This is a genomic window from Chitinophagales bacterium (assembly GCA_016787225.1).
GTDB lineage: Bacteria > Bacteroidota > Bacteroidia > Chitinophagales > JADJOU01 > CHPMRC01.
The window spans coordinates 145,268-168,387 of the sequence record JAEUUY010000022.1 but is presented as its reverse complement, the minus strand read 5'-3'; the positions used below and the strand labels follow the sequence as shown (position 1 = coordinate 168,387).

Genomic DNA, 23,120 nt, shown 5'->3' with positions numbered 1-23,120 from the left:
TTGAAACTAGATATACTCAATCCTGCTAAAAAACTCAAAGCTTCTTATCAAAGACTCCATATTGATAGGGAGAAAATAGAGCTGTTCAAAGAGAATATCAAAAAAGCTTTTGAAGATATAGCTATAGCAGATAAGAAAAAGGAATCTGAGGAACATTATAAGGCAATAGTAAGGGATTTTTTACTAGATACATACTACAAAGGGAATCATAGTATCAATACACAAGGTAGAAATGACCTTGTGATACATAATGGGTCAAATGCCACCAGTCCTGTAGGGATAATCATAGAGACTAAACAACCTTCCAATAAATCAGAGATGATTTCTGTTAAAAGCCCTAATAGCAAATCATTTCAGCAGTTAATTACTTATTTTCTTAAAGAGAGATTTGAAAATAAAAATCTAGAGATTAAGCACCTAATTATCTCAAATATCTATGAATGGTACATATTTGATGCTAGTGATTTTGAGAGATATTTCTATGACAATAAAAAAATCAAAGATAGCTATCTAGACTGGACAAATAAGACCTCATTAATGTCTAAAACAGATTGGTTTTACAAAGAAGTTTTATTTCCTCATATAGAAGAAAATCTAGAATCTATTCCTTGTACTTATTTCAATCTCAAGGATTATGAATCTATCATAAATAATGACAATTTAGAGGATGATGAAGCTCTACTGGATTTATACAAAATCCTAAGTTCAGAGCATTTATTGAAGAAGCAAATAGCCAATGACAGCAACTCCCTCAATAAACAATTCTATGCTGAATTATTGCATATTTTAGGCTTAGAGGAAGTCAAAGAAGGTAGTAAAAAAACCATTAAAAGATGTGCTAAACCCAATGAAGGAAGTATTTTAGAAAATACACTAGCTAAATTGAAAGCCAAAGCTAGAGATGTATCAGAAACTGAGAGCTATGAGATAGCTCTGGAATTAACTATTACTTGGTTAAATAGGATTCTATTTTTAAAATTATTAGAAGGTCAATTAATTAAGTATAATAATAATTCTGACTTTGCTTTTTTGAATTATAAAAAAGTCAATGAATATGATGTTTTAGAAGAATTATTTTTTGAGGTATTAGCTGTTAATTATAAAGAAAGACCAGAATCTATTCAGAAAATCTATGGTAATATACCTTATCTCAATAGTTCACTATTTGAAGAAACAGAACTAGAAAGAACCTATTTTGGAATTAATGTTTTAAAAGATAGATTGGATATTCCCATCTATTCTAATAGTGTATTGAATTTTCAAGTAAAGGGAAGCAGTAAAAGAACCCTAGAATATCTATTTGAATTTCTAGATGCCTATGATTTTGGAGATGAGAGCAAAGGTAAAATCAAGGAGAATTCAAAATCCATAATAAATGCTTCTGTCTTAGGATTGATATTTGAAAAAATCAATGGATATAAAGATGGCTCATTCTTTACCCCTAGCTTTATCACTATGTATATGTGCAGGGAAAGTATTAGAAGGGCTGTGGTACAGAAATTCAATGACACTTATGGCTGGAACTGTGAAGAATTTAAAGACCTCAAGAATGAAATCAAATCTATCAAGAAAAAAGAGGCTAGTGATATCCTCAATACCCTGAGAATTTGTGACCCTGCTGTAGGCTCTGGACACTTTCTAGTTTCAGCTCTCAATGAACTCATTACTATCAAGCAAGACCTCAAAATTCTAATAGATAGTGAGGGAGTGGATCTATCAGAATATACTATAGACATAGAAAATGATGAGCTTGTCATTAAGGATGAAAGAGGAATCCCTTATAGTTACCTGTTTCAAAAGAAAGAAAGTAGAAGAATACAAGAAACCTTGTTTAGAGAAAAGCAGACTATCATAGAAAACTGCCTTTTTGGAGTAGATATCAATCCTAAATCTGTGATGATATGCAGACTGAGACTATGGATAGAGTTACTCAAAAATGCCTACTATACAGAATCTAGCAAATACAAAGAACTAGAAACCCTCCCTAATATAGATATCAATATCAAATGTGGCAATAGCTTAATAAGTAGATTTGAAGTAAAGGATAGTGTGTTTGAGTCTATACCTAATTTCCAAACTAGACTGAAAGAATACACTACTTGGGTAAAGGTATATAAAGGGGAAAGAGATAAATCTGCTAAAGCTCAACTTGTAAAGAAAATAGACCAATTCAAATCTGAATTTAAACTGAGAGATAAGAGAACTGATAAGGTACAGAATGAAATGGATAAGGTGACTATGGAGATTTTGAAATCCAAAAACCCTATGTTTCCTCTCACAGATGCAGAAAAAGGAAAGGTCAAAGACTATGAAGCCAAACTAGAAAAACTAACTCAAGAAAAAAAAGACATAGAATCCAATCCTATCTATCAAAATGCCTTTGAATGGAGATTTGAATTTCCAGAAGTACTAGATGAGAATGGAGGTTTTATTGGATTTGATGTTGTGATTGGAAATCCTCCTTATATAGATCATAAAAAACTAGCAGAAATTAGCCAGATACTAAAAACACAGTTTAAAATCTATGTAAGTAGTGCAGATATTAGTGTTTACTTCTTTGAATTAGGAGATAATATTCTCAATGAAAATGGAGTGTTATCATTTATAAACACAAATAAATTTTTCAGAACAGAATATGGTAGCTTATTAAGAGGATTGATTTCAAGTAAGCAAATTAATAGCATAATCAATTTTGAACAAGTTCCCATATTTGATGAAGCCTTAGTCTCAAGTGCAATATTTATTTATAGCAAACTTCTTACTAAAAAGAAAATATTTGATTTTGTTGAATTTAATAATGAAGATTCCCCAAAGGAAAATTTTGTTCAATACTTAGCTACTAGAAATATTCAAATTGAAAATTCAAAATTATCAGAAAAGGCTTGGAGCTTTAATGACAATGCTTCTATTATAGATAAAATTTTATCTAAAGGTAAGCCAATTAAAGATATCAAATCTTTGGATATTAAAAGAGGTGTAACTACAGGATATGATCCTGCTTTTATTATTTCTAATGATATATTAAATGAGTTTAAAAAAAATGATATAATTAAGCCTTTATTTAAAGGAGCAAATTTAAAAAAATATACAACAGTTAAATCTACCTTATCTCTAATATTTACCAGAAAAGGATATAATATTGAAAATGATATTTCAATTAAAAATCATTTAAATAGATTCTATGATGATTTAAAACCTAAGAAAGAAAATGATATTAAAGGAAGAAAGCCAGGAGAATATAAATGGTTTGAGATTCAAGATAACATTGCATATTATGAAATGTTTGAAAAAGATAAAATTGTATGGGCATTAACTGCTGATAAGTGGGGATTTGCTTTAGATACTGAAAAGCATTATTTGTCAAGTGGAGGTTTTATGATGATTTCAGAATCTTTAAATTTAAAGTATCTATTAGCTATTTTGAATTCTAATCTTATGAAATTTTTATTTCAAGAAATAGGTGTAATGACAGCTGGGGGAGCTTATACACTTAAAAAAGCAACTATTGAAGAATTTCCAATTATTGAATTAGATGATAAAAAACAACAGCCATTTATCAAGCTAGTAGACAAAATCCTTTCTCTCAAAAAATCCAATCCAGAAGCAGATACTACTGACTTAGAAGCAGAGGTAGATAAGCTAGTCTATGAGCTATATGGGCTGAGTGAGGAGGAGATAGCTATTATAGAAAATAAATAAGATTCAAATGAAAGAAATTAAACAATTATTAGATATTACAAAATCTCTAAAAGAAAAATACAATAGAGGATTTACATTAGATGGTAAATTAGTAGGGGATATTGGAGAAGTATTGGTAGCTAAAAAATATGGTATTGAGCTATATCCAGAGAATTCTAAATTACATGATGGATTTGAAATATCTACAGGTAAAAAAATTCAAATTAAAGCTACATTTAAAGGTAGTAGTTATTTTAAAGCTAACCTAATTCCTGACTATTTTATAGTTGTCCTTATAAAGGAAAGTGGTGAAATTGTAGAATTATACAATGGTACAGGTCAATTTGTAATGGAAAATTTAGTGACTAAAAGAAAATGGAATTCTAAGCATGAAGAATATAGCATTGAAAGAAAAGATTTAGAAATGCTCAATAATGACCCAAAGAATAGTGATAAAATTCAAATGGTGTTATGAGTATGTCTGATAAAATTTATAGTATTATTGTGATAATAATTCTGTCCATTCTATTTTACCTATTTTTAGTTCATTGGTTTCCAATGGATTTTGTAGTGTATTCATTAAATGATAATTTTAATGAAAAAACAGGACATATTGGAGATACAATTGGTGGTATTTTAGGACCATTAGTAGCAATTATTGCTTCAATTCTAACTTTTTTAGCATTCTGGGTTCAAAAACAAGCTAATAATCAAGTTCAGAAACAATTTCAAAGACAGCAATTTGAAACAAACTATTTTGAAATGCTAAAAATCTATAGAGATAATGTATCAGAATGGAGATTCAAATCAGTTACAGATATTTCTAAAAAAGAAAATGATAAATATGTTTATGAAGGAAAAATAGTTGGTAATGAGCTTTATGGATTGTTTAAGGAACTATACAAAGAAGTAGGCTTTTATTCTGATAATTATAATATTGAATTTACAGACTTACTTCAAGACAATTACAAGCAAAAATTAGCTAACTTCAAATCCACAAATGATAATCTAATTAATAATTTGAATGAATTTGTTAGACTAGAACTTGCTTATATTGCTTTATTTTATGGAGTAGGTGAAATGAGTAGAGAAAATATTAAATTGCTAATTAGTGACAAGTATATAGAAGATGCAAATGAGCTTTTTAATTACTTAAAAATGAAACCAGTTTGTTCTTCTAATTACTGGAATAGATGGATAAGAAGAAGACATTCTTTTAAATATAAAGAATTTTGGTATATAACAAAAGGCAATAAAGTTGATGACTATATTAAGTACTATGGAGGACATGAACATAGGTTAGGGCATTTTTTTAGGCATATATATTCAATGATTAGATACATAAACAAACAAGATTTTCTTAGTTATTATGAAAAATGGGAATATGCAGGATTCCTAAGAAATCAAATGTCAAATAAAGAGCAATTTCTATTATATCTTAATAGTATAAGCCTTGTAGGTAGAGGGTGGGAGTTAGACCCTGATAAGAAAGACAAAATTGACACAAGTGATATTATTCAAAGAAAATATATTACAAAATATGATTTAATTAAGCATATTCCTAAAGGTACTAGAGAGTTCTATTTTAAAAATGATATATATCCTGATGTAGAGTTTGAAGGGGATGAAAAATTGACACCAAATAGAGAGAAATTAGAAAAAATGTATAAGTAATTAAACTATAAATTATGGAATTAAAAAATATCATACTACACCAAGTATTGAAAGAGATAAATGGAAATGCCAAACTTAATAATTCAAATCATTTACTTCAGATAAATGAAATTACAATAGGTTTTGTTGAGGAGTTAGTAAATAAGTACACTTCCAAAAATCCTACTAGTGGGACATTTGAGGATGATAGTGATACATATCCATTTCAAAAAAGGATATCAGATTATTTAGGCAATAAATTAGATTTTATAGAATTTTCTAAAAAAGCAATGGATTTATTGAAAAAGGAAATTGATATACCCCAGACTACAGGAGGCTATGTAGTGTTTATCCATTACATTGAAAGTAATAGAGATTTTATTATCACAGCTATGCTAGAAAAATCTACTAAATATACTGTAGAGGATTCAAATTTAGATATTCATAAACTACAGATATTAGATACTGATAAAATAGCAAGAGCTAATAGAGTCAATATAGATAAATGGGAGAATAAAGAAGATTCTTATCTTACATTTATCAAGGAAACTAGAGAAGTATCCAAGTATTTTCAAAAATTTATTGGAAGCACTGATTTAACTTCTGCTAAAGCTAATGTAGGAGCAGTATATGATGTATTTAAATTATACTGTAGAGAACAAAATGTACCTACTGAAAGAAAGGATGAGATAAGAGAAAATTTAACAGACTATTTCAATTCACAAGTATCAAAAGATGAAGATGTTAATTTATTGGCAATATCAGCAATAATTAATAAGGAAAACCCACAATTTTTTATTGACTTAGCTCAATCAAATAATATAGAAATAAGTGGAAGTTTTAGATTGACAAAAAAACAGGACTATGATAAATTTACTAGGAATACTGTAAAAGAAACTGGTTATAAATTAACATTTGATAAAAGTCTAATTAGAGATAAAAAGATTGTAAGAAATGGAACTGATATAGTGATTAAAAATGTTCCAGAAAAGCAAATCAATGAAATTTTTGAAGATAATTAATGCAAGATAAATTAGATTTTTTTGTTTATGTAATTAGACATTTATCCATAGTTGAGATAGATGAAATCTCTATTAAAGGTAAAGCTATTTTAACCAAAGAGTTAGTTGAAAATCTTTCAAAAGTTAAAGAAGAAATTGAAGATATCTATGATAGCACTAATTCAAATATTGGAAACTTAGAGGACAGAATAGGAGATAATATAAATATTGAACTAAGAACTGGGGGTTTTCCTAATTACTTCTACAAATTCAATGATTTTATCAATAGTCAAAAGTATCAAAACAATTTAAATAAATTTTATATTAAGGAGATTGATTATCTATCTGATGAAACTTCAATTGCTCCTAGTATTCTTGAAAATTACAAAACAAATCTATTACTAATAGAAATACTCATGTTTTGTAGTGATTATCAAAAAAGTGTATCAAATGAAATTGAGCTTTTCTTCTATAGATTTGACAAAGGAATCACTTTGAAGTTAAATTACAATAAGGAAGATTTAGAAAACTTTAATATCAAAAATAGTGATTTGATTAGTATCAATACACAAATTAATGAGACTGAAGATAAAAAGCAATTATTTATAAATGAGTTAATTAATGAACTAAGTAAGAATGGGAGTACATATAAGCATTTGATTCAAAATTGGTTCACAATAATTGATAATTTTGGAAAAAGCTATAGACTCTTTATTTCAGAATTTTCTTTTGAAAAGATTAAATCAGCTTCTATAGAGTATTTTCAAAAAATCAATGATAGGATTTATGATACACTAAATAAATTGTCTGGCTATATTTTTGGAATTCCTATTGGATATATATTCTTACTTAATAATTTTGATTTTAAAGGAGAGCATTTCATTAAGGATTCTGCCTTACTTGTACTAGGAATAAGTTTTTTTATTTTAGTATGGTTTATATTTCTAAATAATATTGAAAATGCCATAAAATCAATAGAATTAGATATTCAAAGGTTTAAGGATAGAATAAAAAATGATAGTACACTAGGTGAAATTATGTCTGAAATTCAAAATATTGAAAGCATAGACATAAAGAAACAGAAGAGAAAATTATGGATTATCAGAATAGTCACTATACTAATTTTAGTAGTAACTATTTCAAGCTATATATTCATTTATAATTGTAAGTTAGTATGTTTGTATTGCTGCTATTTAAAACTTATCCAAAATTTCATTAGTTAGTTCCTCTCCATTTCTTAGCTTACCTTCATTAGATATAAGATTAACAAATCCTAGTTTACATTTATTCTCTAATCCATTATAGTGATAGATTCCAAATTTTGAATCTTTTTGGTCTATTTTAGGATATAATAGAATACTCTTTTCAGCCTCCCAATGTAGGTTATATGTAAACATTTGTTTCAAATCATTATCAGATGGGTTATTATTATCTACAATTTTCCATTTAGTATCTATGATATAAGTTTGATTCTTAGCCTTTATAACTATGTCAGGTCTAATAGTCTTATACTCCCAGAAATCCTCACTATTTTGATAAGATACTTCATATTCTTCTGAAGTATTCTTCAGTAGTATTCTATAGATAAATTCTTCCCAGAGCTTATTCATATCAAATAGTAATGCTATCATATTATTACTACCATTATTCAAGTTTGGAGAGTAATTCAGAATTATCATTTTAGCTATACTAAGAGCTTTCTGATAATGAGTATTTTTTCTATTATTGACTATTTTGTCAAAATGTGATTTGTTGATATTAACTCTTTGTATTTCTACAAAATATGATAATAATCTATTTACTTTGTCTTTCAAATTGGCACTGACTAAGCAATCTAAAACAAGTAACCCCTTTAATAGAATCTGGTGAATTAAGTGGTCTTTATCATAAGTATTATGTTCACAATAGAAGTATTCTTGGTGTACATTGTTTTTTTGGATATTCTGAGAAAACAGAAGTTTGCCTTTGAGGGCAGTTTGATTACTTCTTAGTTTTCTATATTTTTTGATAAGCCCTTTATGTATAAATGATTCTATTTCATTGAGATAAATTTCAAAATATAGGTCAAGAATAGAGTTATTTTTAATTTTTAAACTAGATTCTGATGTGTTTTCTACCTTTAATTCATTACAGACTTTGAGCATATCTAGTAATACTCCTTGCCATAAACTAGCATTGGGATTATCATTTCTATCTGCTTTAGGTAAAATTTCTATGATTAGTATTCCAACTTGTATAACACCTACATAGCTATTAAATTGAATCCCATTATGAATAGGTGTAAAATACTTATTTGAGTTTAGTTCATTGAATTTCACTAACTCATTAAAATGAGATATTGTAAAATCATTGGTATCAGTATATTTCAGTTTCTGATACTCAAAAACCTGAATAAGATTAGTCTTCTTCAATATTTGGATCTTGATAAATTGAGATAAAATCTTTTGCTTCTAAATAATCAATATTTTTGACTTTAAAAACTTGCTTATCTAATACAAAATCTATTTCTTTATAGACTTTACTTATAGCTAGAGCTTGTTTTATTTCACTACTCTTATTATACACCAATTCCATAAAATTATCACCTAAGACTAGACATATCTTACCAATATCTCCAAAGAAGTATTCTTCTAGTAATGGAATAATATTATTTTTAAAAACAAGTTTTAGGTCTTTGGTAGAATTAATACCCATAAAATATGCATGACCTATTTGGTGGTCTTTATTTATCAGTATTTCAAGCCTTTGATTAATTTTAAATAAAAGTTTTGATAGGTTTATTTCTAAATCTTCTTCTATTATAGTGCTTAATTTCTCAGGTATTGGAGGCATTTCTATAAATGAAAATCTTCTCCTTAAAGCTGTATCTAATGCTTCTACACTTCTATCAGCAGTATTCATAGTTCCAATGATATAGACATTACTAGGTACAGAAAAATCTGAATTTGAATATGGCAATTTGACTATAATTTCTTCCATATTTCCTTTTCTTTTATCTTCTTCAATTAAGGTAATAAGCTCTCCAAAAATAGCTGATACATTGCCTCTATTGATTTCATCTACTATTAGTACATATTTACCATAATCTTGAGATAGACTACCATTATAATTATGTTCACTTTTAAGATAATTGATTACCCCTAAAAAATAGCCTTCCCATCCTATAAACTTCTTTTCACCTGATATTTGTTTAAGAATATTCTCTTTTGTTAATGTGCCTTGTTTCCCTCTATCTTCACCAGTATGAAGACTTAGATTGTTATTTCTATTAAGAGAGATAGAAAAAGTATTTCCACTAGGTGTTTTTAGGTCTAGTAGGTCTATATGTTTTAGTTCCTCAATAAGATTTAAGTATGCATCTTCAAAACTTATTGATTTCCTAGTTTGAGCTTCTGTACAAATTGATTTAAATATACCATCCTTTATTTCATAAATTACTTTTCCATTATTGTTTTCTGGCTTTATACCTTCCACAAATTCCTCATAACTCATACTTTGGTGAAATGTTGTAAACTGAATATATCCTTTAGTATTCAAATCATTATAGTATCTTAGAATATCTTTTCTATCAGAATCTGAATCATTAAATTCTAATCCAGTAATTATTTCTACAGCTAATTTTTTAGTATTAAATGTTTTCCCTGTGCCTGGAGCTCCATATAGTATTGAGTTTAAATTATGAGTTAAATGGAAGTATGTTTCTAAAAATTGGATGAAATTATAATCTCCCTTAAATCTATTTTTCTTGGATTTACAATATTCCCAGAGCTCATAAATATTTTTTTTGGTTAAATTGGTGGATTTGAATTCACTATTAAACTCTTTTTTCCAATCAACTTTAAAATATGTTTTAGCTACATCCAAAAATATTTCTTGTGATTTTGGTGCATAATTAGTTTTTGACAGAAATAATTTATACCCTTCAAAAATATCTTCAACTATACTCATATTGGTGTTATTATTTGATTGTAAATTAATTTTATTACTCTTACTTATGAAATAGATAAAATCTTGGGTTAATAAATGTAGAGATTCATCTTTGTATTTATTTTGTTCATGTGTAAATTCATTATACTTGGATAAAAATTCAGTATCAGATTTAATAAAATCCAATACTTTATCTGAATAATTAAAAAATAACTCAAGGTTCTCATTTTTCCCCATTTTAATACTTTGTTCTCCTATATTTAATAGAAAATCTTTCACCATTGTGAATTTGAACAAATAGTATTTATTGGGATTTTGTAGATAAAGATACAAAGCAGTTGCTCTCATATCACCATGACTATGATAATTGATTTTTTTATCTGGAACTAATGCTTTAAGTAAAGGTAATTTCTCATGATAAAATCCAATAAATTTTTTCACCCTATCCAGTATTGGAGTAGTTTCATCAAACAAATTATTGAATGCTTCAATAGTTTCATTTGGAAAAACTTCAAACATCCAATTAGTATGTTTAATTGGAAAATAATCCCTACTTACCCAAAGATTTTGGTTTCCTTGAATTTCAAAGGTATTTTTAAACATTTCTACTTTATTTGGAGCTTTCCAATCCCATTTTTCAAATACTTGGGCTAATACAGTCCATTTGTATTTTTCATCATTTTCTGGCTCAGGTAGTTCAAAGTATTCCTTATACTTAATCCAATAATCTGTTAGTCTTTCTATATTCATATATTATATTAATTAGGTATTGCAGACTATTATAAATTGAAAATTGGCTTTATGTTAGATATACTGCCATACATATTTCTAATAAGTTCAATAAATCCATATCTTACTTTTCAGTTATTAATATCTAATATACTCATTAAATCATTAATTTTATTATTATTAAAATTATAGATAGCTGAGCCATTTGATTTTTTGATGCTATTGCCATGGCTTTTCATTAATGAGCCTACTATTTTTATTATATCTTGTTTTTTCAAATCAGAAAGTCTTCTTTTTATATCTGCATAAGAGTTAATATAAAATCCAATTGGAAGAAAATTATAATCTAAGTCAAATAATAATAAATAATCAAACCCATTTTCTTTTAAATTCAATGGTGCAATAACTCTGGTTTTAGAATATGAAGAAACTGACTTAACCTGGTACTTTATATTATTACACAAAATATCATAAGATTCATTTGTGCTAGAATAGTTAGATATACACTTTTCTGTTCTTTCAATATAAATTTTAGCATAATACTCTGCAATAACACCAGTTATCTGGTCTCCTGTTGGTAGAAGACTAGTTTTGTCATTTTTGTCTTTAGGTTGTAATTCTTTTAAATCCTTATATACATCAGAATATTTGCTAACCAAGTCTATTATTTTTTTATCCATTCCAAAGTATTATAATTCTAGCTTATATAAAATTTTAATTAAAGCTCATTTGGTATATAATAATTACTTACATCTTTAATATGAATTATTTCTAATTCCTCAGATAAGTCAAATTGCTTCCTTAAAAAACTACCATCAAGATTTGGGTCTTGAAAGTATATCTTTTTTAACTTCCCTCTCTCTTTTAATGAATTAAAAATTTGCTTATCAATATTTCTATTAAAAAAAGGGAATGAGTACCCAATAACCACCAAAACATCAGAATCCTTAATGATATGATTAGCAATTTCTACTCTCTTTCTTATATAATAATCAAGTTCAGTATTGTGTTCCCAAGCAAATGAAATTAAATAGTTCTTACTATCAAAAGAGAAATAACTTTTTAATACTTCATTAATATTACTAGGCTTTTTATTAATAAAATCATTAAATATATATTGTAATTTTTCCTGCATATAATATCCAGCAACTCCATTTAGATGAACCATTGTATATTCATTCATATCTGCTGAATCATGATTAACATGAAATTCCTTACCAATAGAAGGATAATATGTTATGAAAGGTGGAGTATGTCCAGTTGCCCCTCCAGGAAGAAAGTCAAATTTTTCACTACCAAAAACCTCACTATTAAGTTGGAATTGACAGTCATAATTCCAACTTAAAATTTTAACATTTGAAGGAAAGATAGTAGTATTCATAATACTAGTAAAAAAAGGTAGTACTCTATCATCTAGTCTATTATTTATTAGCTGTTCAACATCAAAATAAAAAGAAAGAGCTTGTTTGAATTTAGATAAGTTTGACTTTTCTTTCAAAAAAAGAAATTTTGCAAAAGTATCTGGTGTTCCAAATTTCTTTGACCCCTCTGCAATCCATAGAAGTGATTCAGCTATTAAATTCACATAAATTTTAAATTTAGGTTCAATTAAGGAGTTTGCTTTTAAGTTTTCTGCAAATTCAATTAACTTAACAGCTATGCCTTCTTCCCCCTTAACCATTGGTAGTGCTTTTGCACTAGCCCCAGCCCCTATTAAATAGGTGACTTTATATTCTGATGTTGCAAATCTATCCATTTTTAGGTGTTAATTTGTATTGTCAAGATACCAATGAAATCTGGTATAATCCTCCTTTAATTTACTAGTTCCCACTAGTTCAAAATTGCAGTTTAGTTTAAAATCAGATAATCCATTTTTTAACATTTTGGTTAAATTTTGATTTATACTATCTTTAGCTTCTTGACCATTTGGGTCATTTGGGTCTTCATCATAGTAAAATATTATTATACTTTTAGCTTTTGAAACTTGAGACTTTGAAATCTTTAAAAATAAATTGTAGAAATAATTAAAATCAGTTTCTCCTAAAGAGTACCCAAAAAAGAAAAAGTTAGAATAGTTTTCATAAAATTTGTTGATAATACTGGTATTTTGACCATAAGATTCATTAGTAGATTTTTGAATGAAAAAATGGTCTTCAGGAATTTTACTATTAATATCTTCTACTCCAAAAATTATATCTTCTGAAAGAGTATTGTGAATATTTATTTGATTAACCTTTGAATAACTAATCTTTAACTCACTACAGATATTATAAAAAGTATTAGTGTAATTGAAATTAATTACTTCAAAGGAATCTAAATATTGGAAAATACTAATTAAAGACATTATTTCAGAACTACATTGAATACTGGACTCTTTAATTATTCTAGTAAGATACTTTCTTAGTGCTGATACTAAGCTCCTAAATTGTGTTTTAAACTGTATGTTACTAGCTTTAGTATAATGAGGCTTAAAAGCTTCATGATGTCCACTCTGGCTTTCAACTAATTGTCTGCTATAATTCTTTAATTCAACTTCAACATCTATCCAGTTCTTTACAGATTTAGCATTAGTTAAATGTTGGAACAACCCATCAGAGGTTTTTATTTCATTGTATTCCTTACTTTCAAGGAAGTGCTTATATGATGTGTTTAATCTTAAACTTAAATCAAACCCATTTCCAATAATTAAAATATTGCTCATTTGATTAACCTTAAAAAGTTCTCAAATTTAATTTCATAATCTTTAATTTCCTTGATAATATTTGGATCTTTTAAAAGTGGTAAATTCATGTGCATTCTACTTAATGCTTTAACTATTAATGGGCTTATCTCCATAAAGTGATTATCCATTTTGGCTTTCTCTGGTAAATCAAAATTTGAAACTTCTATTAATTTTCCTAAAGTTCTTCCCAGTTTCTTATCCTTAGAGCCCCCACTTTTCATATAAATTTTGAATCCACAGTTTTGAAATGATTTCAGTATATCAACTTGATTTGGAGTAAATCCAAAATGTTTCTTGAAAATTTTATAGAATACTACATATACATATTCTATCTCATTTGTTCTATAGTTTCTTCTATTGCCAGTAGGTTCAAAGAAATGAGTGATAAATTTTTCCAAAATTTCTTTTTGACTATCATCAAGACTTTCTCTTATTAATAAAAATTTCATAAATTAGGTTTTTCCAAAAGTAAGTATTATTATTAACTTTACAAATAGGTTACTACAAATTATTTATCCACAGTTTACCAAAGTATATTTTTAAGTATAATCTAGAATTTTTTTCTAAAAATTTTAGGACTAAAACCTTATACAAATTCCCAAATGAGGTTAAACACCCCACCCACTCTAATTTCATAAAGAAAAATCCCCCACCTAGCTTTAATATGGACAAAAATTCTGGCAGGGAATAACTAGGGTAATCAATATTATTCTAGGTTGTAACTAGTTTCATTTCTATCTGAAAGATTATTCAAGGTAGAATGTGAGATAGCTATGTTTTAATCTGTATGAATTTCATGGTGTTTTCTCTCTCTTTTTCATTTCCTTAGCCTAACTACTCTATCTAATTTAGGGCAGGTAAACCTTAGCCCTATTCAAATATCAAATTCATTAACCCCAAAAAATTATTTACAATGGTAAAAATCTCAAATTATTTTGAAAGACAAACAGAAGATGGAAAGAAATTCTATGTACTTGAAATTTCTGGAAAAGCAGAACTAAAAGCTAGTAAGACTAGTGGAAACTTCTATGTTTCAGTTAGAAAAACTACTATCCCTGCTACTTTTGGAGAAGAGACTTGTAAGTCTATGGTAGGTCAAAATTTGCCAGGCTCTATTGTCAAAGTGGAAGTTGAACCTTATGAAGTAGTTAATACTGATTCAGGAGAGGTAACCACTCAAAATCAAAGATTTGTTTATTCTCCAGTAGAGATGAATGATGAGCCTCAAGCTATCAGAGAGCTAGTAGAAGAAGGTGTAATAGCCTAAATAGCCATTTCTGACCACATTTACCTTAAATAATATTGTGGTCAGTCCCTAAATTTCCAATATCCTCTCTGGCTATTGTCTCTTTATCTCCTTGATTTAAGCTCTATGTTACTAATGATAGCATAGAGCTTATAAATATCTAACTAAGAATGTAAGAGAGTTGAGTAGATTAAAAATAAGGTTATTTCAATAAAAAATGAAACTTCCTAAATTCCTTAGATTATATAAATATAGCCAAAAATGAAGGATTATACATTAATCTACACTTACTAAATCTGACAAAGAAATCTCTAATGCTGTAGCAATTTTATTGAGGGTAGTATATGTAGGATTAGTCCTTCCACTCTCAATTCTAGATAAGTTAGAATTTTCTATACCAATCATTTCAGAGAATGAAATTTGAGATATTCCCTTTTCAGTTCTTAATCTCTTGATTTTCTGACCTAAATACCAAAGTAATTCCTTTTCTGTCATTCTTTAAGATAGTCAAAATGACTACCTACAAATGAAAGGCACTATTCAAAACCTAAAATTATCATATATGATAAATAAATTATTTACCTTTAACCACAAAAAAATCAATAAAAATTATGATTAGTACAAAAAAATCACTCTACTTGGTTCTACTAATGATTTCAATATCAAACATATCAATTAGTTCTGATAAATCTCTTTTAGATAAATTGAAGGACTTAGGAGATAGCAGTTTTGATACAACTGGAAGAGCAGAATATTTAGAGTATTCACAACAAAATGCTGTTCAAACTAACACACCAACTAGCTTCAACTCTAAAAATATAGAGTATATAGATAATGTACACCCACAAGGAGAGTATTCACATGAGCAAGCAAGAAACCAGCCCTTTTCTGATAAAATTGTCAGATGTTTTAAAATCTTCTTTCTAAAAATTAAATAGCAGTATGGAAAAAATATATCACATAGCAGATGGTAAAAAAGCCATTGGGCATTACAAATTAGATGAACTTAAAGAGATAGAATTGAAGGACTCATTTAATGTCTGGGTAGATGGTAATGAAGAATGGAAAAACATTTTGGATTTTGAAGAATTAAAGCAATTTGTAATAACAACCCCACCACCTTTATTTAAGAAAGATGAAGAACTTAGCTTTGTCAATTCTATTAAAAATTGGATTAACCAAAACTCAAATACAATTAGTAATGTCAAATTTGCAAGTAAAGGTTATATTCTAACAGTCATAGCAATATTTATATATATGGGTGGAATCAGTTCTGATACTTGTCTTGAATCAATCAATAATTCAGTTGCTGAAAGAATCTATACCACAAACACTACTGAGCTAAGATTGATTATATTCTGCACTAGCTGTATCATAAGTATTCTGACTATTCCTATTTCAATATGGGGCTTTAACCTTTATAAAAAGAAAGGATTTTGACAAAAGATAAGGTAGAAAATACACTTGATATTACTTTAAGCTCTAATTTTAGTAAGTATGTCAAATATCTCAGAAAATCAGATACTAAATACATTAAACCTAGAGGATTACCAGCTATAGAAGACCCTGAACAATCCTATAAACTAAAGCATTTCAAGAAACTAACCATTTTAGGATATGGCATTTTAGGAGGAAAGTTAGATTTCATTTGTGATAGGTTGAATGCTTGTATGATAGAAATAGCTGAAAACTATGCTAATTTGCATTCTGTTAGAATCTCTATATCTGACCAATTAGGCATTAAACCCAAAAAACAAAACTCTAAAAATGGCTATTACAGTTATTATTGGAAATTAAAAGAGGGATTTATGTACCTAGGGAATACTAAATATGGAAAATTTCTATTTTAGTAACTAAATCAGATATTATATAGTAATAAAATAATAACCTCATTATGTTAGTAAAAAACACCAATTTGTACACCTTATCTATATACTAAGCTATTATTTTAGCAGTATTTATAGATAAGTTGAAGATAATCAACATATAGTTTGGACACAGGAGGAGCAGAGTTATAATCCTGTCATCCCTACACAAGTGGTCGTGCTGACATTTATCGTCAGTGTCATCCCCACACAGCCACTCCTTTGAGTGGCTTTTTATTTTTTACTACCTTTATATGTTAGTTCATGTAATAGTGCAATGAAGTCTACTTACATTTCTGCATGCTATATACAAATTCTTCATCGCAGATCCAATATCTCAAAATCTTTGTAATTTGATATATTTAGTGAAAAGGATCCACTAGGAATTTTATTGTATTCTACCATATCTGAAAAACTAAATATAATACGATGACCTCCTCTATCATATAGTTTTGCACTGATAATTTGATTTTTCTTGACATCAATTTGGATATCTACCTTAAAAAAACTACTATTTTTGTTTAGTGGTATAAGTTCTAGCATAACCTTATTTTGAGCTAAAGGCTCCTTCACTCTGTATTTAAAAAGTGTAGCATAATTTTTAACTATATCAATAGGGGTCTCCGACTTTGATTTTTTAGGTTTAGAATAATTGGCTATATTAATTTCTTTATCTTTCTTATTTATCGTCCATTGGGTTTTACCATCATTTATTGTTTTGGCATCAGGCATATCTAGTTCAAATTTGTCCCCACTACCAAGATAGCTACCTTTTAATGACTCCTTTTTCTGGTCAATATCGATAATCTCTGTATTAAAGTTCATTTTATAAGCTGCTAGTCTCTCTAACTTAGTTTTTAGCAACTTGAGATACTTCTCCGCTTCCGGGTCATTTTTTTCAACTGAATTCGTCTTTGGCTGAGCTGAAAGGGTTAAACTAGCGAAGAAGAATGAAATTAGGAAAATACTTTTCATGATAAAAATGTAAAGGTACAAAACTAAGCAAAGCCTTTGCAGTCTTTTGATAAAAAAACAAAGAACTGCGTTTAATTTGGGTTTATATTTGCAAAAAAACTATTTTGAAAGTTCTTGGGATAATTCCAGCTCGATATGGTTCTAGTAGATTAGAAGGGAAACCCTTACTAGACATCGGAGGTAAATCGATGATACGCAGAGTCTATGAGCGGGCGAGCCAAGCTCAAGGATTAACCAAACTTATTGTAGCTACAGACCACCAGAATATTTATGATGAGTGTAAAAAATTCTCCATTCCTGTCATGATGACTGCTACTTCCCATATTAATGGAACCGAACGATGTGGCGAAGTTATCTCAAAATTAAAAGAATCTTATGATATTATAGTCAATATACAAGGTGATGAACCATTTATACACTCAGCTAGTATCGATGAACTTATAATGGTGTTTCAAAAGAATAATAGCGCCTCTATAGGAACCTTAGTAATAAAAATGGAGACAATCGCTAATGATGTAAAATCATATTTTTTCAATCCGAGTATTATCAAGGTAGTGACAGATGATAAGAATAAAGCGTTATATTTTTCAAGAAGCCCTATCCCCTTTATACGAGATAAAGAGACTATGAATAAGAATGAAAAATTTTCATTTAAAAAACATATAGGCATGTATGGTTTTCGTAGGGAGGTATTAGAAAAAATTATCCATTTAAAGGAGTCCTACCTTGAAAGTCAAGAGAAATTAGAACAACTGCGCTGGCTTGAAAATGGTTACGCTATTTATATAGCTGAAACAGAATATGAATCAAAATCTATCGACACCCAAGAAGATTACGAGTATGTTTTAAATAATTTATATCATTATATTGATGAATAAGATAATTATAGCGCCATCCCTTCTAGCTGCCGATTTTCGAAACCTCGAGCGAGAATTTGAAAAAATTAATAAGAGTCAAGCACAATGGCTGCATTTCGACGTCATGGACGGCATAAACGTACCCAACTTATCCTTTGGCTTCCCGATATTAGAAGCTGCGAGAAAATTGACATCTAAATTTATAGATGTTCATCTAATGATAAATGAGCCTAGTCGCTACTTTGAAGAATTTAAAAAATATGGAGCAGACGGTCTCACCATTCATTTTGAAAATAATCATCATTTAAAAGAAGATTTGAATCAAATTCGTAAGCTAGATATGAAAGCTGGTCTAGTTCTCAATCCAGATACCGACGTTAATGTCATCCAACCTTATTTGGAACAATTGGACTTAGTTCTACTCATGTCTGTCTTTCCAGGCTTCGGTGGTCAGAAGTTTATCGAAGCTACCTATGATAGAGTCAAACTAGTACGAGAAATCATTTCGAAATCTGGGAAATGCATTATATTGCAGGTTGATGGTGGGGTTTCTATAGAGAATAGTCAAACACTTATTGCAGCTGGTGCCGATGCCCTCGTTTGTGGTAGTGCTTTGTTTAAGGAAGAGGATTTTGAGAGGTATGTGTTGAAATTATTGGAAAAATAAATTTATTTTAATTTTAAAATATGTATAAGAATAAAAAAGTAGTAGTAGTGATGCCAGCTTATAATGCATCTAAAACAATTGAAATGACTTTAAATGAGGTGCCTATGCACATCGTAGATGAAATCATTCTCGTAGATGATGCCAGTAAAGATGATACAAGTGAAGTAGCCAAGTCGCTTGGGATACATCATGTCATAAAACACGAACAAAACAAAGGATACGGTGGTAATCAAAAAACGTGTTATAATAAAGCACTTGAAATTGGTGCAGATATTGTAGTAATGGTCCACCCAGACTACCAATATACTCCTAAGCTAGTTGAAGCTATGGTTTCCATCATTGGAAATGAACTGTATGATGTCGTATTAGCCTCTAGAATACTAGGTAAAGGTGCACTCAAAGGAGGTATGCCAATTTATAAGTATATCGCTAATCGCTTTTTGACGCTTACGCAAAATATAATCATGAATCAGAAACTTTCTGAATATCATACAGGTTATCGTGCCTTCTCAAAAAAATCTCTTGAAAGCATCCAATATAATCTCAACTCCGATGATTTCGTATTTGATAATCAAATGCTAGCACAGTTATTCTACAAAGGGTTTGAATGTGCAGAGGTTACATGTCCTACTAAATATTTTGAAGAGGCCTCCTCAATAAATTTTCGTCGCAGTTCAATCTATGGATTAGGTTGCCTATGGACAGCTGGGCAGTATAGATTAAATAAATGGGGATTAATGAATAGCAGCTATCTCCGAAATTGATAATTTAACAAACCAAATCAGTTTCTTATGGCTTATATGTATCTTTTCTATTCACTACTAGTAGTTTTATCTTCGTGGATACGCTGGCATTTTACTGGTAGTCTTAAGGCAGACGATAACTTTATTTATGAGCCGTCTTATGCTCTATGGCTCTGTGTTGCACTTTATCATATTGGAATCATAGGAATGTCATATACCTTATACAATATAGTAGTCCAAAATGAAAACTATAGGATAAGTAAATCCCAAACCATTAGAATCAGTGTATTATCAATATTACTATTCACGGGGATGACCGTTATGTTTGCTTCGGATATATACACATACTTGGCTGAAGGAGAATTATTAACTAGAGGGATACTCACCTACACTGACGGCAGTTTGGTACGTCAATCTAAGTTTATAGATTATGTCAGTGATTGGTGGAAAGAATGCCCAAATCACTATGGATCCCCATTGCTTTTTTTGTTTGGTGTTGCCTGTTATACGGGTAAAACCTTATTTAAAAGTTATATAGTTTTCAAGCTAATATTAATGCTTATAGGCATACTTTTAATTAACCTTGTAAGTAAAATAGAAAACACACTACCTGAAAAGAAGTATAATTTTTTCGCTTTAGCGATTCTTTCACCTATTCTATTGATTGAGGGTATTGGTCAGACACATGTTGAAATTGTTATAACAACCTTATTAGCTGCAGCAATTTTATCCATGAATTATAAGAAAATTTATTTTGCAGCATTTTTTATAGGTTTGGCTATGGCCTGCAAAATAATGTATGGAATTATACTATTACCACTTCTCATTTCATTAGCCTACGCTTCGAATAGAGCAGAAAATAAAAAATGGATGAACTTTTTCTTTTCTGCCTTATCATGTGTGGCAATCTGTGTCCTTATAGTAGTATTATCTTATATACCTATATGGCAAGGAATAGAAACAATAACAAATCCTATATCCTATCATGGGACAAAAACTCCGAGCAGAAGCTACACAGAGATATTAATACTTATAAATAGGTATGGATCAGAGTTAATAAGAAACGGACTAAGTATTCCTGATCTCCTTCTGCGTGCTCAGCAGCCTGATTTCAATAGTATTAGCGAAGCTATTAGGCAAAAAAACAAAATTGCTCCATTTTTTTCCATCCTAGGTCTGTTAATCGCTGCATGGAACTTATTGCCATTGATAGCTGTAAAAAAGGTCAATTCGGTGTATTATTACTTTGCCAAACTTTGGATTATTATTATTACTATCTACTCACCTATTTTTAACCCTTGGTATTTCATGCCCATTATACTTCTCATGATATATAGTCAAAAATTGAGTTGGATATTTTACTTAACCGTAATAACGAGTATAAGCATCAATTACCAAATAGGAAACACTATTGCGCCTAATTCATATCTAAATATCCTGGTCTCTTTTAATATGATTCTTATGTTAATACTTTTTATGTATAAGTTTAAAAAACATTTTATCATCGAACCTTACATAGAACTTCGAAATTTATTAACTAATAAATCCTACTAACTATTTCACTAGTTAGTTTAACTCATATAAAGTATAGTTTTCGTCCTCGAAACTAGTATTAAAGACTTTTAGTTTATTTATTCTTTTTAGATCTTCAGGACAATGAAACATTACTTTCAATTGGGAATAATTCTGATACTTATACAATGTATCACCTTTTGGTTCAAATTTACAACTACATACGAATAGCACTGGACCTAGTTTCTTTATACTATCTGTACTAGCAAATCTTAGCAATTCTGAAGTAGAGATTTCATTTTTATTCTTAGTTGTAAAATGAACAAACTTTCTAAAACAGTTTTCCCTCGGTATAAAGATAGGATTGTCTAAGTAATATGGCAGTCCTTCTATTATAAAATCTGAGTCCGCCATGAGTATACTATTTTTATATTTCGGATTTGCCTCAATAAAACTTGCCAATTCCTTGTTACTGGTTGCTGGAAGTTTAAAATCACGCCAAACATGAATGATGGTAGATACGACCATACCCATAAAGAAAAGAGGGGTGGCGACAAAGAGACTAAACTTTTGTAAGGTGTCCGAAAAAGTAGGCTGCCACTTCTTTGAATAGACCTTTCCTAGATCTAACAAGACGATAAAAAAAGAAAAAACTACTCCTAAATGACGCGTATAGAGCGCGTAAATTTCAGTGTATACGAATTGAGTTATACCGATTAAGAACCAAAAAGAAACAGCTAGAAATCTTTTTGAAATTAAACTCCATAACATAAAGAATGCTATCAAAAAATTAAAAATCGCAATTTCCCCTATGAATGATTTAAATAATTTATCTGGAATAATAATTGATTTGATACCTGAAGCCATCATGTCTAATATGTTTCTTTCCTTGATAGAAATAATGATAGAGGTAGAATCAGGAGCAGTAGTGAAGTAAAACAAATACGTTGAAATGAGTAGTAATGAAACACCAGCTATTATTTTTTGAGGAGTCCAGCGTAAATATTCCTGCTTGTAAAAAATTGAAATTAAAAACAAAAGCCATGCAATAACTACAGATAGAACATTTGTTTGTATCAATAAGGCTAAAACGAGAATAATCCAATATAGTCTGCCGGATCTATATAAATACAAGAAAATAAATATAAGTAAAGATGAAATTCCATAGTTTCGACACATGATAGTGTTCTCCCAAAATAAAATGATACTAAAAGAATATAATATTACTAGCCATCTAGGCAACTTTGAGTATCTCATTAAAATTAATACAGAAAACAAGCCTACTATCCAGGAGACAATTTTCAATACGACAGAGTGAGGATAGATAAAATAAGCTGCTTTCAAAATTAAATACCATAGTATAGGATGCCCTTCATTCTTGAGATCGGAAACAAGGTTCCAAATATTCGTATTGTCAATAACAATACTCAATGCGCGCATTTCGTCACGCCATATTTCATGATTCACCGCTGCGAATATGCTCCCAATAATCCATAGTACGAGAAAAAAAATCTTATACGTATTAATTCTTTTATACTCCACCAT

22 protein-coding genes are annotated in these 23,120 nt (G+C 29.0%); 13 read left to right on the top strand and 9 right to left on the bottom strand.

The window, feature by feature from the left end:
- From JNL75_08580 to JNL75_08560, 5 genes are all read left to right on the top strand, one after another.
- Positions 1-3,699: an Eco57I restriction-modification methylase domain-containing protein gene (locus JNL75_08580; GenBank protein MBL7789865.1), complete on the top strand. Its 3,699-nt coding sequence runs from the start codon at positions 1-3 to the stop codon at positions 3,697-3,699.
- 7 nt (positions 3,700-3,706) lie between these two features.
- Complete coding sequence (locus JNL75_08575; GenBank protein MBL7789864.1) at positions 3,707-4,153, top strand: hypothetical protein; 447 nt, start codon at positions 3,707-3,709, stop codon at positions 4,151-4,153.
- A gap of 83 nt (positions 4,154-4,236) precedes the next feature.
- On the top strand, positions 4,237-5,352 hold the full coding sequence (locus tag JNL75_08570; GenBank protein MBL7789863.1) for a hypothetical protein: 1,116 nt from the start codon (positions 4,237-4,239) through the stop codon (positions 5,350-5,352).
- Between the two features lie 14 nt (positions 5,353-5,366).
- Positions 5,367-6,353 carry a nucleoid-associated protein gene (locus tag JNL75_08565; protein ID MBL7789862.1) on the top strand — a complete coding sequence of 329 codons (987 nt, stop codon included), beginning with the start codon at positions 5,367-5,369 and terminating at the stop codon, positions 6,351-6,353.
- A complete protein-coding gene (locus tag JNL75_08560) occupies positions 6,353-7,555 on the top strand; it encodes a hypothetical protein (GenBank protein MBL7789861.1) in 1,203 nt (400 codons plus the stop codon). Before JNL75_08565 ends, JNL75_08560 begins: the two co-directional genes overlap by 1 nt.
- Here the strand turns inward: JNL75_08560 and JNL75_08555 are convergent.
- The 6 genes from JNL75_08555 to JNL75_08530 form a co-directional block, all read right to left on the bottom strand.
- Positions 7,526-8,743, bottom strand: coding sequence for a hypothetical protein (locus JNL75_08555; protein MBL7789860.1), 1,218 nt, complete (start codon positions 8,741-8,743; stop codon positions 7,526-7,528). The genes JNL75_08560 and JNL75_08555 overlap by 30 nt on opposite strands.
- Positions 8,730-11,009 (bottom strand): AAA family ATPase, encoded by a 2,280-nt coding sequence (locus JNL75_08550; GenBank protein MBL7789859.1) that lies wholly within the window; start codon positions 11,007-11,009, stop codon positions 8,730-8,732. The genes JNL75_08555 and JNL75_08550 overlap by 14 nt, the downstream gene beginning before the upstream one ends.
- A 110-nt stretch (positions 11,010-11,119) precedes the next feature.
- Positions 11,120-11,668, bottom strand: coding sequence for a hypothetical protein (locus JNL75_08545; protein MBL7789858.1), 549 nt, complete (start codon positions 11,666-11,668; stop codon positions 11,120-11,122).
- 38 nt (positions 11,669-11,706) lie between these two features.
- Entirely contained in the window at positions 11,707-12,744 is a 1,038-nt protein-coding gene (locus tag JNL75_08540; protein MBL7789857.1) for a hypothetical protein, read from the bottom strand.
- Positions 12,745-12,753: 9 nt separating this feature from the next.
- Positions 12,754-13,689: a hypothetical protein gene (locus tag JNL75_08535; protein MBL7789856.1), complete on the bottom strand. Its 936-nt coding sequence runs from the start codon at positions 13,687-13,689 to the stop codon at positions 12,754-12,756.
- Complete coding sequence (locus tag JNL75_08530; protein MBL7789855.1) at positions 13,686-14,159, bottom strand: hypothetical protein; 474 nt, start codon at positions 14,157-14,159, stop codon at positions 13,686-13,688. Before JNL75_08530 ends, JNL75_08535 begins: the two co-directional genes overlap by 4 nt.
- Positions 14,160-14,623: 464 nt before the next feature.
- On the opposite strand from JNL75_08530, the gene JNL75_08525 reads away from it, so the two are divergent.
- Positions 14,624-14,977, top strand: a complete 354-nt coding sequence (locus tag JNL75_08525) for a hypothetical protein (GenBank protein ID MBL7789854.1) — start codon at positions 14,624-14,626, stop codon at positions 14,975-14,977.
- Positions 14,978-15,232: 255 nt separating this feature from the next.
- On the opposite strand, the gene JNL75_08520 is transcribed toward JNL75_08525, so the two are convergent.
- Complete coding sequence (locus JNL75_08520; GenBank protein MBL7789853.1) at positions 15,233-15,451, bottom strand: helix-turn-helix transcriptional regulator; 219 nt, start codon at positions 15,449-15,451, stop codon at positions 15,233-15,235.
- 116 nt (positions 15,452-15,567) lie between these two features.
- Here JNL75_08520 and JNL75_08515 point away from each other — a divergent pair, with 116 nt between their 5' ends.
- The 3 genes from JNL75_08515 to JNL75_08505 are packed head-to-tail and all read left to right on the top strand — an operon-like array spanning position 15,568 to position 16,806.
- On the top strand, positions 15,568-15,894 hold the full coding sequence (locus JNL75_08515; GenBank protein MBL7789852.1) for a hypothetical protein: 327 nt from the start codon (positions 15,568-15,570) through the stop codon (positions 15,892-15,894).
- 4 nt (positions 15,895-15,898) lie between these two features.
- The gene (locus tag JNL75_08510; protein ID MBL7789851.1) at positions 15,899-16,396 is read left to right on the top strand and encodes a hypothetical protein; all 498 of its coding nucleotides are present in this window, start codon (positions 15,899-15,901) and stop codon (positions 16,394-16,396) included.
- A complete protein-coding gene (locus JNL75_08505) occupies positions 16,393-16,806 on the top strand; it encodes a hypothetical protein (protein MBL7789850.1) in 414 nt (137 codons plus the stop codon). The genes JNL75_08510 and JNL75_08505 overlap by 4 nt, the downstream gene beginning before the upstream one ends.
- Positions 16,807-17,139: 333 nt before the next feature.
- On the opposite strand, the gene JNL75_08500 is transcribed toward JNL75_08505, so the two are convergent.
- The gene (locus JNL75_08500) at positions 17,140-17,796 is read right to left on the bottom strand and encodes an outer membrane lipoprotein carrier protein LolA (protein MBL7789849.1); all 657 of its coding nucleotides are present in this window, start codon (positions 17,794-17,796) and stop codon (positions 17,140-17,142) included.
- 104 nt (positions 17,797-17,900) lie between these two features.
- On the opposite strand from JNL75_08500, the gene kdsB reads away from it, so the two are divergent.
- The 4 genes from kdsB to JNL75_08480 are packed head-to-tail and all read left to right on the top strand — an operon-like array spanning position 17,901 to position 21,617.
- Positions 17,901-18,674 carry a 3-deoxy-manno-octulosonate cytidylyltransferase gene (gene kdsB, locus JNL75_08495; GenBank protein MBL7789848.1) on the top strand — a complete coding sequence of 258 codons (774 nt, stop codon included), beginning with the start codon at positions 17,901-17,903 and terminating at the stop codon, positions 18,672-18,674.
- Positions 18,667-19,320, top strand: coding sequence for a ribulose-phosphate 3-epimerase (rpe, locus tag JNL75_08490; GenBank protein ID MBL7789847.1), 654 nt, complete (start codon positions 18,667-18,669; stop codon positions 19,318-19,320). The genes kdsB and rpe overlap by 8 nt, the downstream gene beginning before the upstream one ends.
- Positions 19,321-19,340: 20 nt before the next feature.
- Positions 19,341-20,084, top strand: a complete 744-nt coding sequence (locus tag JNL75_08485) for a glycosyltransferase family 2 protein (protein ID MBL7789846.1) — start codon at positions 19,341-19,343, stop codon at positions 20,082-20,084.
- 27 nt (positions 20,085-20,111) lie between these two features.
- A complete protein-coding gene (locus tag JNL75_08480) occupies positions 20,112-21,617 on the top strand; it encodes a hypothetical protein (GenBank protein ID MBL7789845.1) in 1,506 nt (501 codons plus the stop codon).
- Positions 21,618-21,629: 12 nt separating this feature from the next.
- Here the strand turns inward: JNL75_08480 and JNL75_08475 are convergent, their stop codons facing one another.
- The gene (locus JNL75_08475; GenBank protein MBL7789844.1) at positions 21,630-23,120 is read right to left on the bottom strand and encodes a hypothetical protein; all 1,491 of its coding nucleotides are present in this window, start codon (positions 23,118-23,120) and stop codon (positions 21,630-21,632) included.

Excerpts from the sequence above, each read along its gene's own strand:
- JNL75_08575 (MBL7789864.1), top strand. The coding sequence starts at position 3,707 with ATGAAAGAAATTAAACAATTATTAGATATTACAAAATCTCTAAAAGAA.
- JNL75_08570 (MBL7789863.1), top strand. The coding sequence starts at position 4,237 with ATGGATTTTGTAGTGTATTCATTAAATGATAATTTTAATGAAAAAACA.
- JNL75_08565 (MBL7789862.1), top strand. The coding sequence starts at position 5,367 with ATGGAATTAAAAAATATCATACTACACCAAGTATTGAAAGAGATAAAT.
- JNL75_08560 (MBL7789861.1), top strand. The coding sequence starts at position 6,353 with ATGCAAGATAAATTAGATTTTTTTGTTTATGTAATTAGACATTTATCC.
- JNL75_08550 (MBL7789859.1), bottom strand. The coding sequence starts at position 11,009 with ATGAATATAGAAAGACTAACAGATTATTGGATTAAGTATAAGGAATAC.
- JNL75_08545 (MBL7789858.1), bottom strand. The coding sequence starts at position 11,668 with ATGGATAAAAAAATAATAGACTTGGTTAGCAAATATTCTGATGTATAT.
- JNL75_08540 (MBL7789857.1), bottom strand. The coding sequence starts at position 12,744 with ATGGATAGATTTGCAACATCAGAATATAAAGTCACCTATTTAATAGGG.
- JNL75_08535 (MBL7789856.1), bottom strand. The coding sequence starts at position 13,689 with ATGAGCAATATTTTAATTATTGGAAATGGGTTTGATTTAAGTTTAAGA.
- JNL75_08530 (MBL7789855.1), bottom strand. The coding sequence starts at position 14,159 with ATGAAATTTTTATTAATAAGAGAAAGTCTTGATGATAGTCAAAAAGAA.
- JNL75_08525 (MBL7789854.1), top strand. The coding sequence starts at position 14,624 with ATGGTAAAAATCTCAAATTATTTTGAAAGACAAACAGAAGATGGAAAG.
- JNL75_08520 (MBL7789853.1), bottom strand. The coding sequence starts at position 15,451 with ATGACAGAAAAGGAATTACTTTGGTATTTAGGTCAGAAAATCAAGAGA.
- JNL75_08515 (MBL7789852.1), top strand. The coding sequence starts at position 15,568 with ATGATTAGTACAAAAAAATCACTCTACTTGGTTCTACTAATGATTTCA.
- JNL75_08510 (MBL7789851.1), top strand. The coding sequence starts at position 15,899 with ATGGAAAAAATATATCACATAGCAGATGGTAAAAAAGCCATTGGGCAT.
- JNL75_08500 (MBL7789849.1), bottom strand. The coding sequence starts at position 17,796 with ATGAAAAGTATTTTCCTAATTTCATTCTTCTTCGCTAGTTTAACCCTT.
- rpe (MBL7789847.1), top strand. The coding sequence starts at position 18,667 with ATGAATAAGATAATTATAGCGCCATCCCTTCTAGCTGCCGATTTTCGA.
- JNL75_08485 (MBL7789846.1), top strand. The coding sequence starts at position 19,341 with ATGTATAAGAATAAAAAAGTAGTAGTAGTGATGCCAGCTTATAATGCA.
- JNL75_08480 (MBL7789845.1), top strand. The coding sequence starts at position 20,112 with ATGGCTTATATGTATCTTTTCTATTCACTACTAGTAGTTTTATCTTCG.
- JNL75_08475 (MBL7789844.1), bottom strand. The coding sequence starts at position 23,120 with ATGGTGGAGTATAAAAGAATTAATACGTATAAGATTTTTTTTCTCGTA.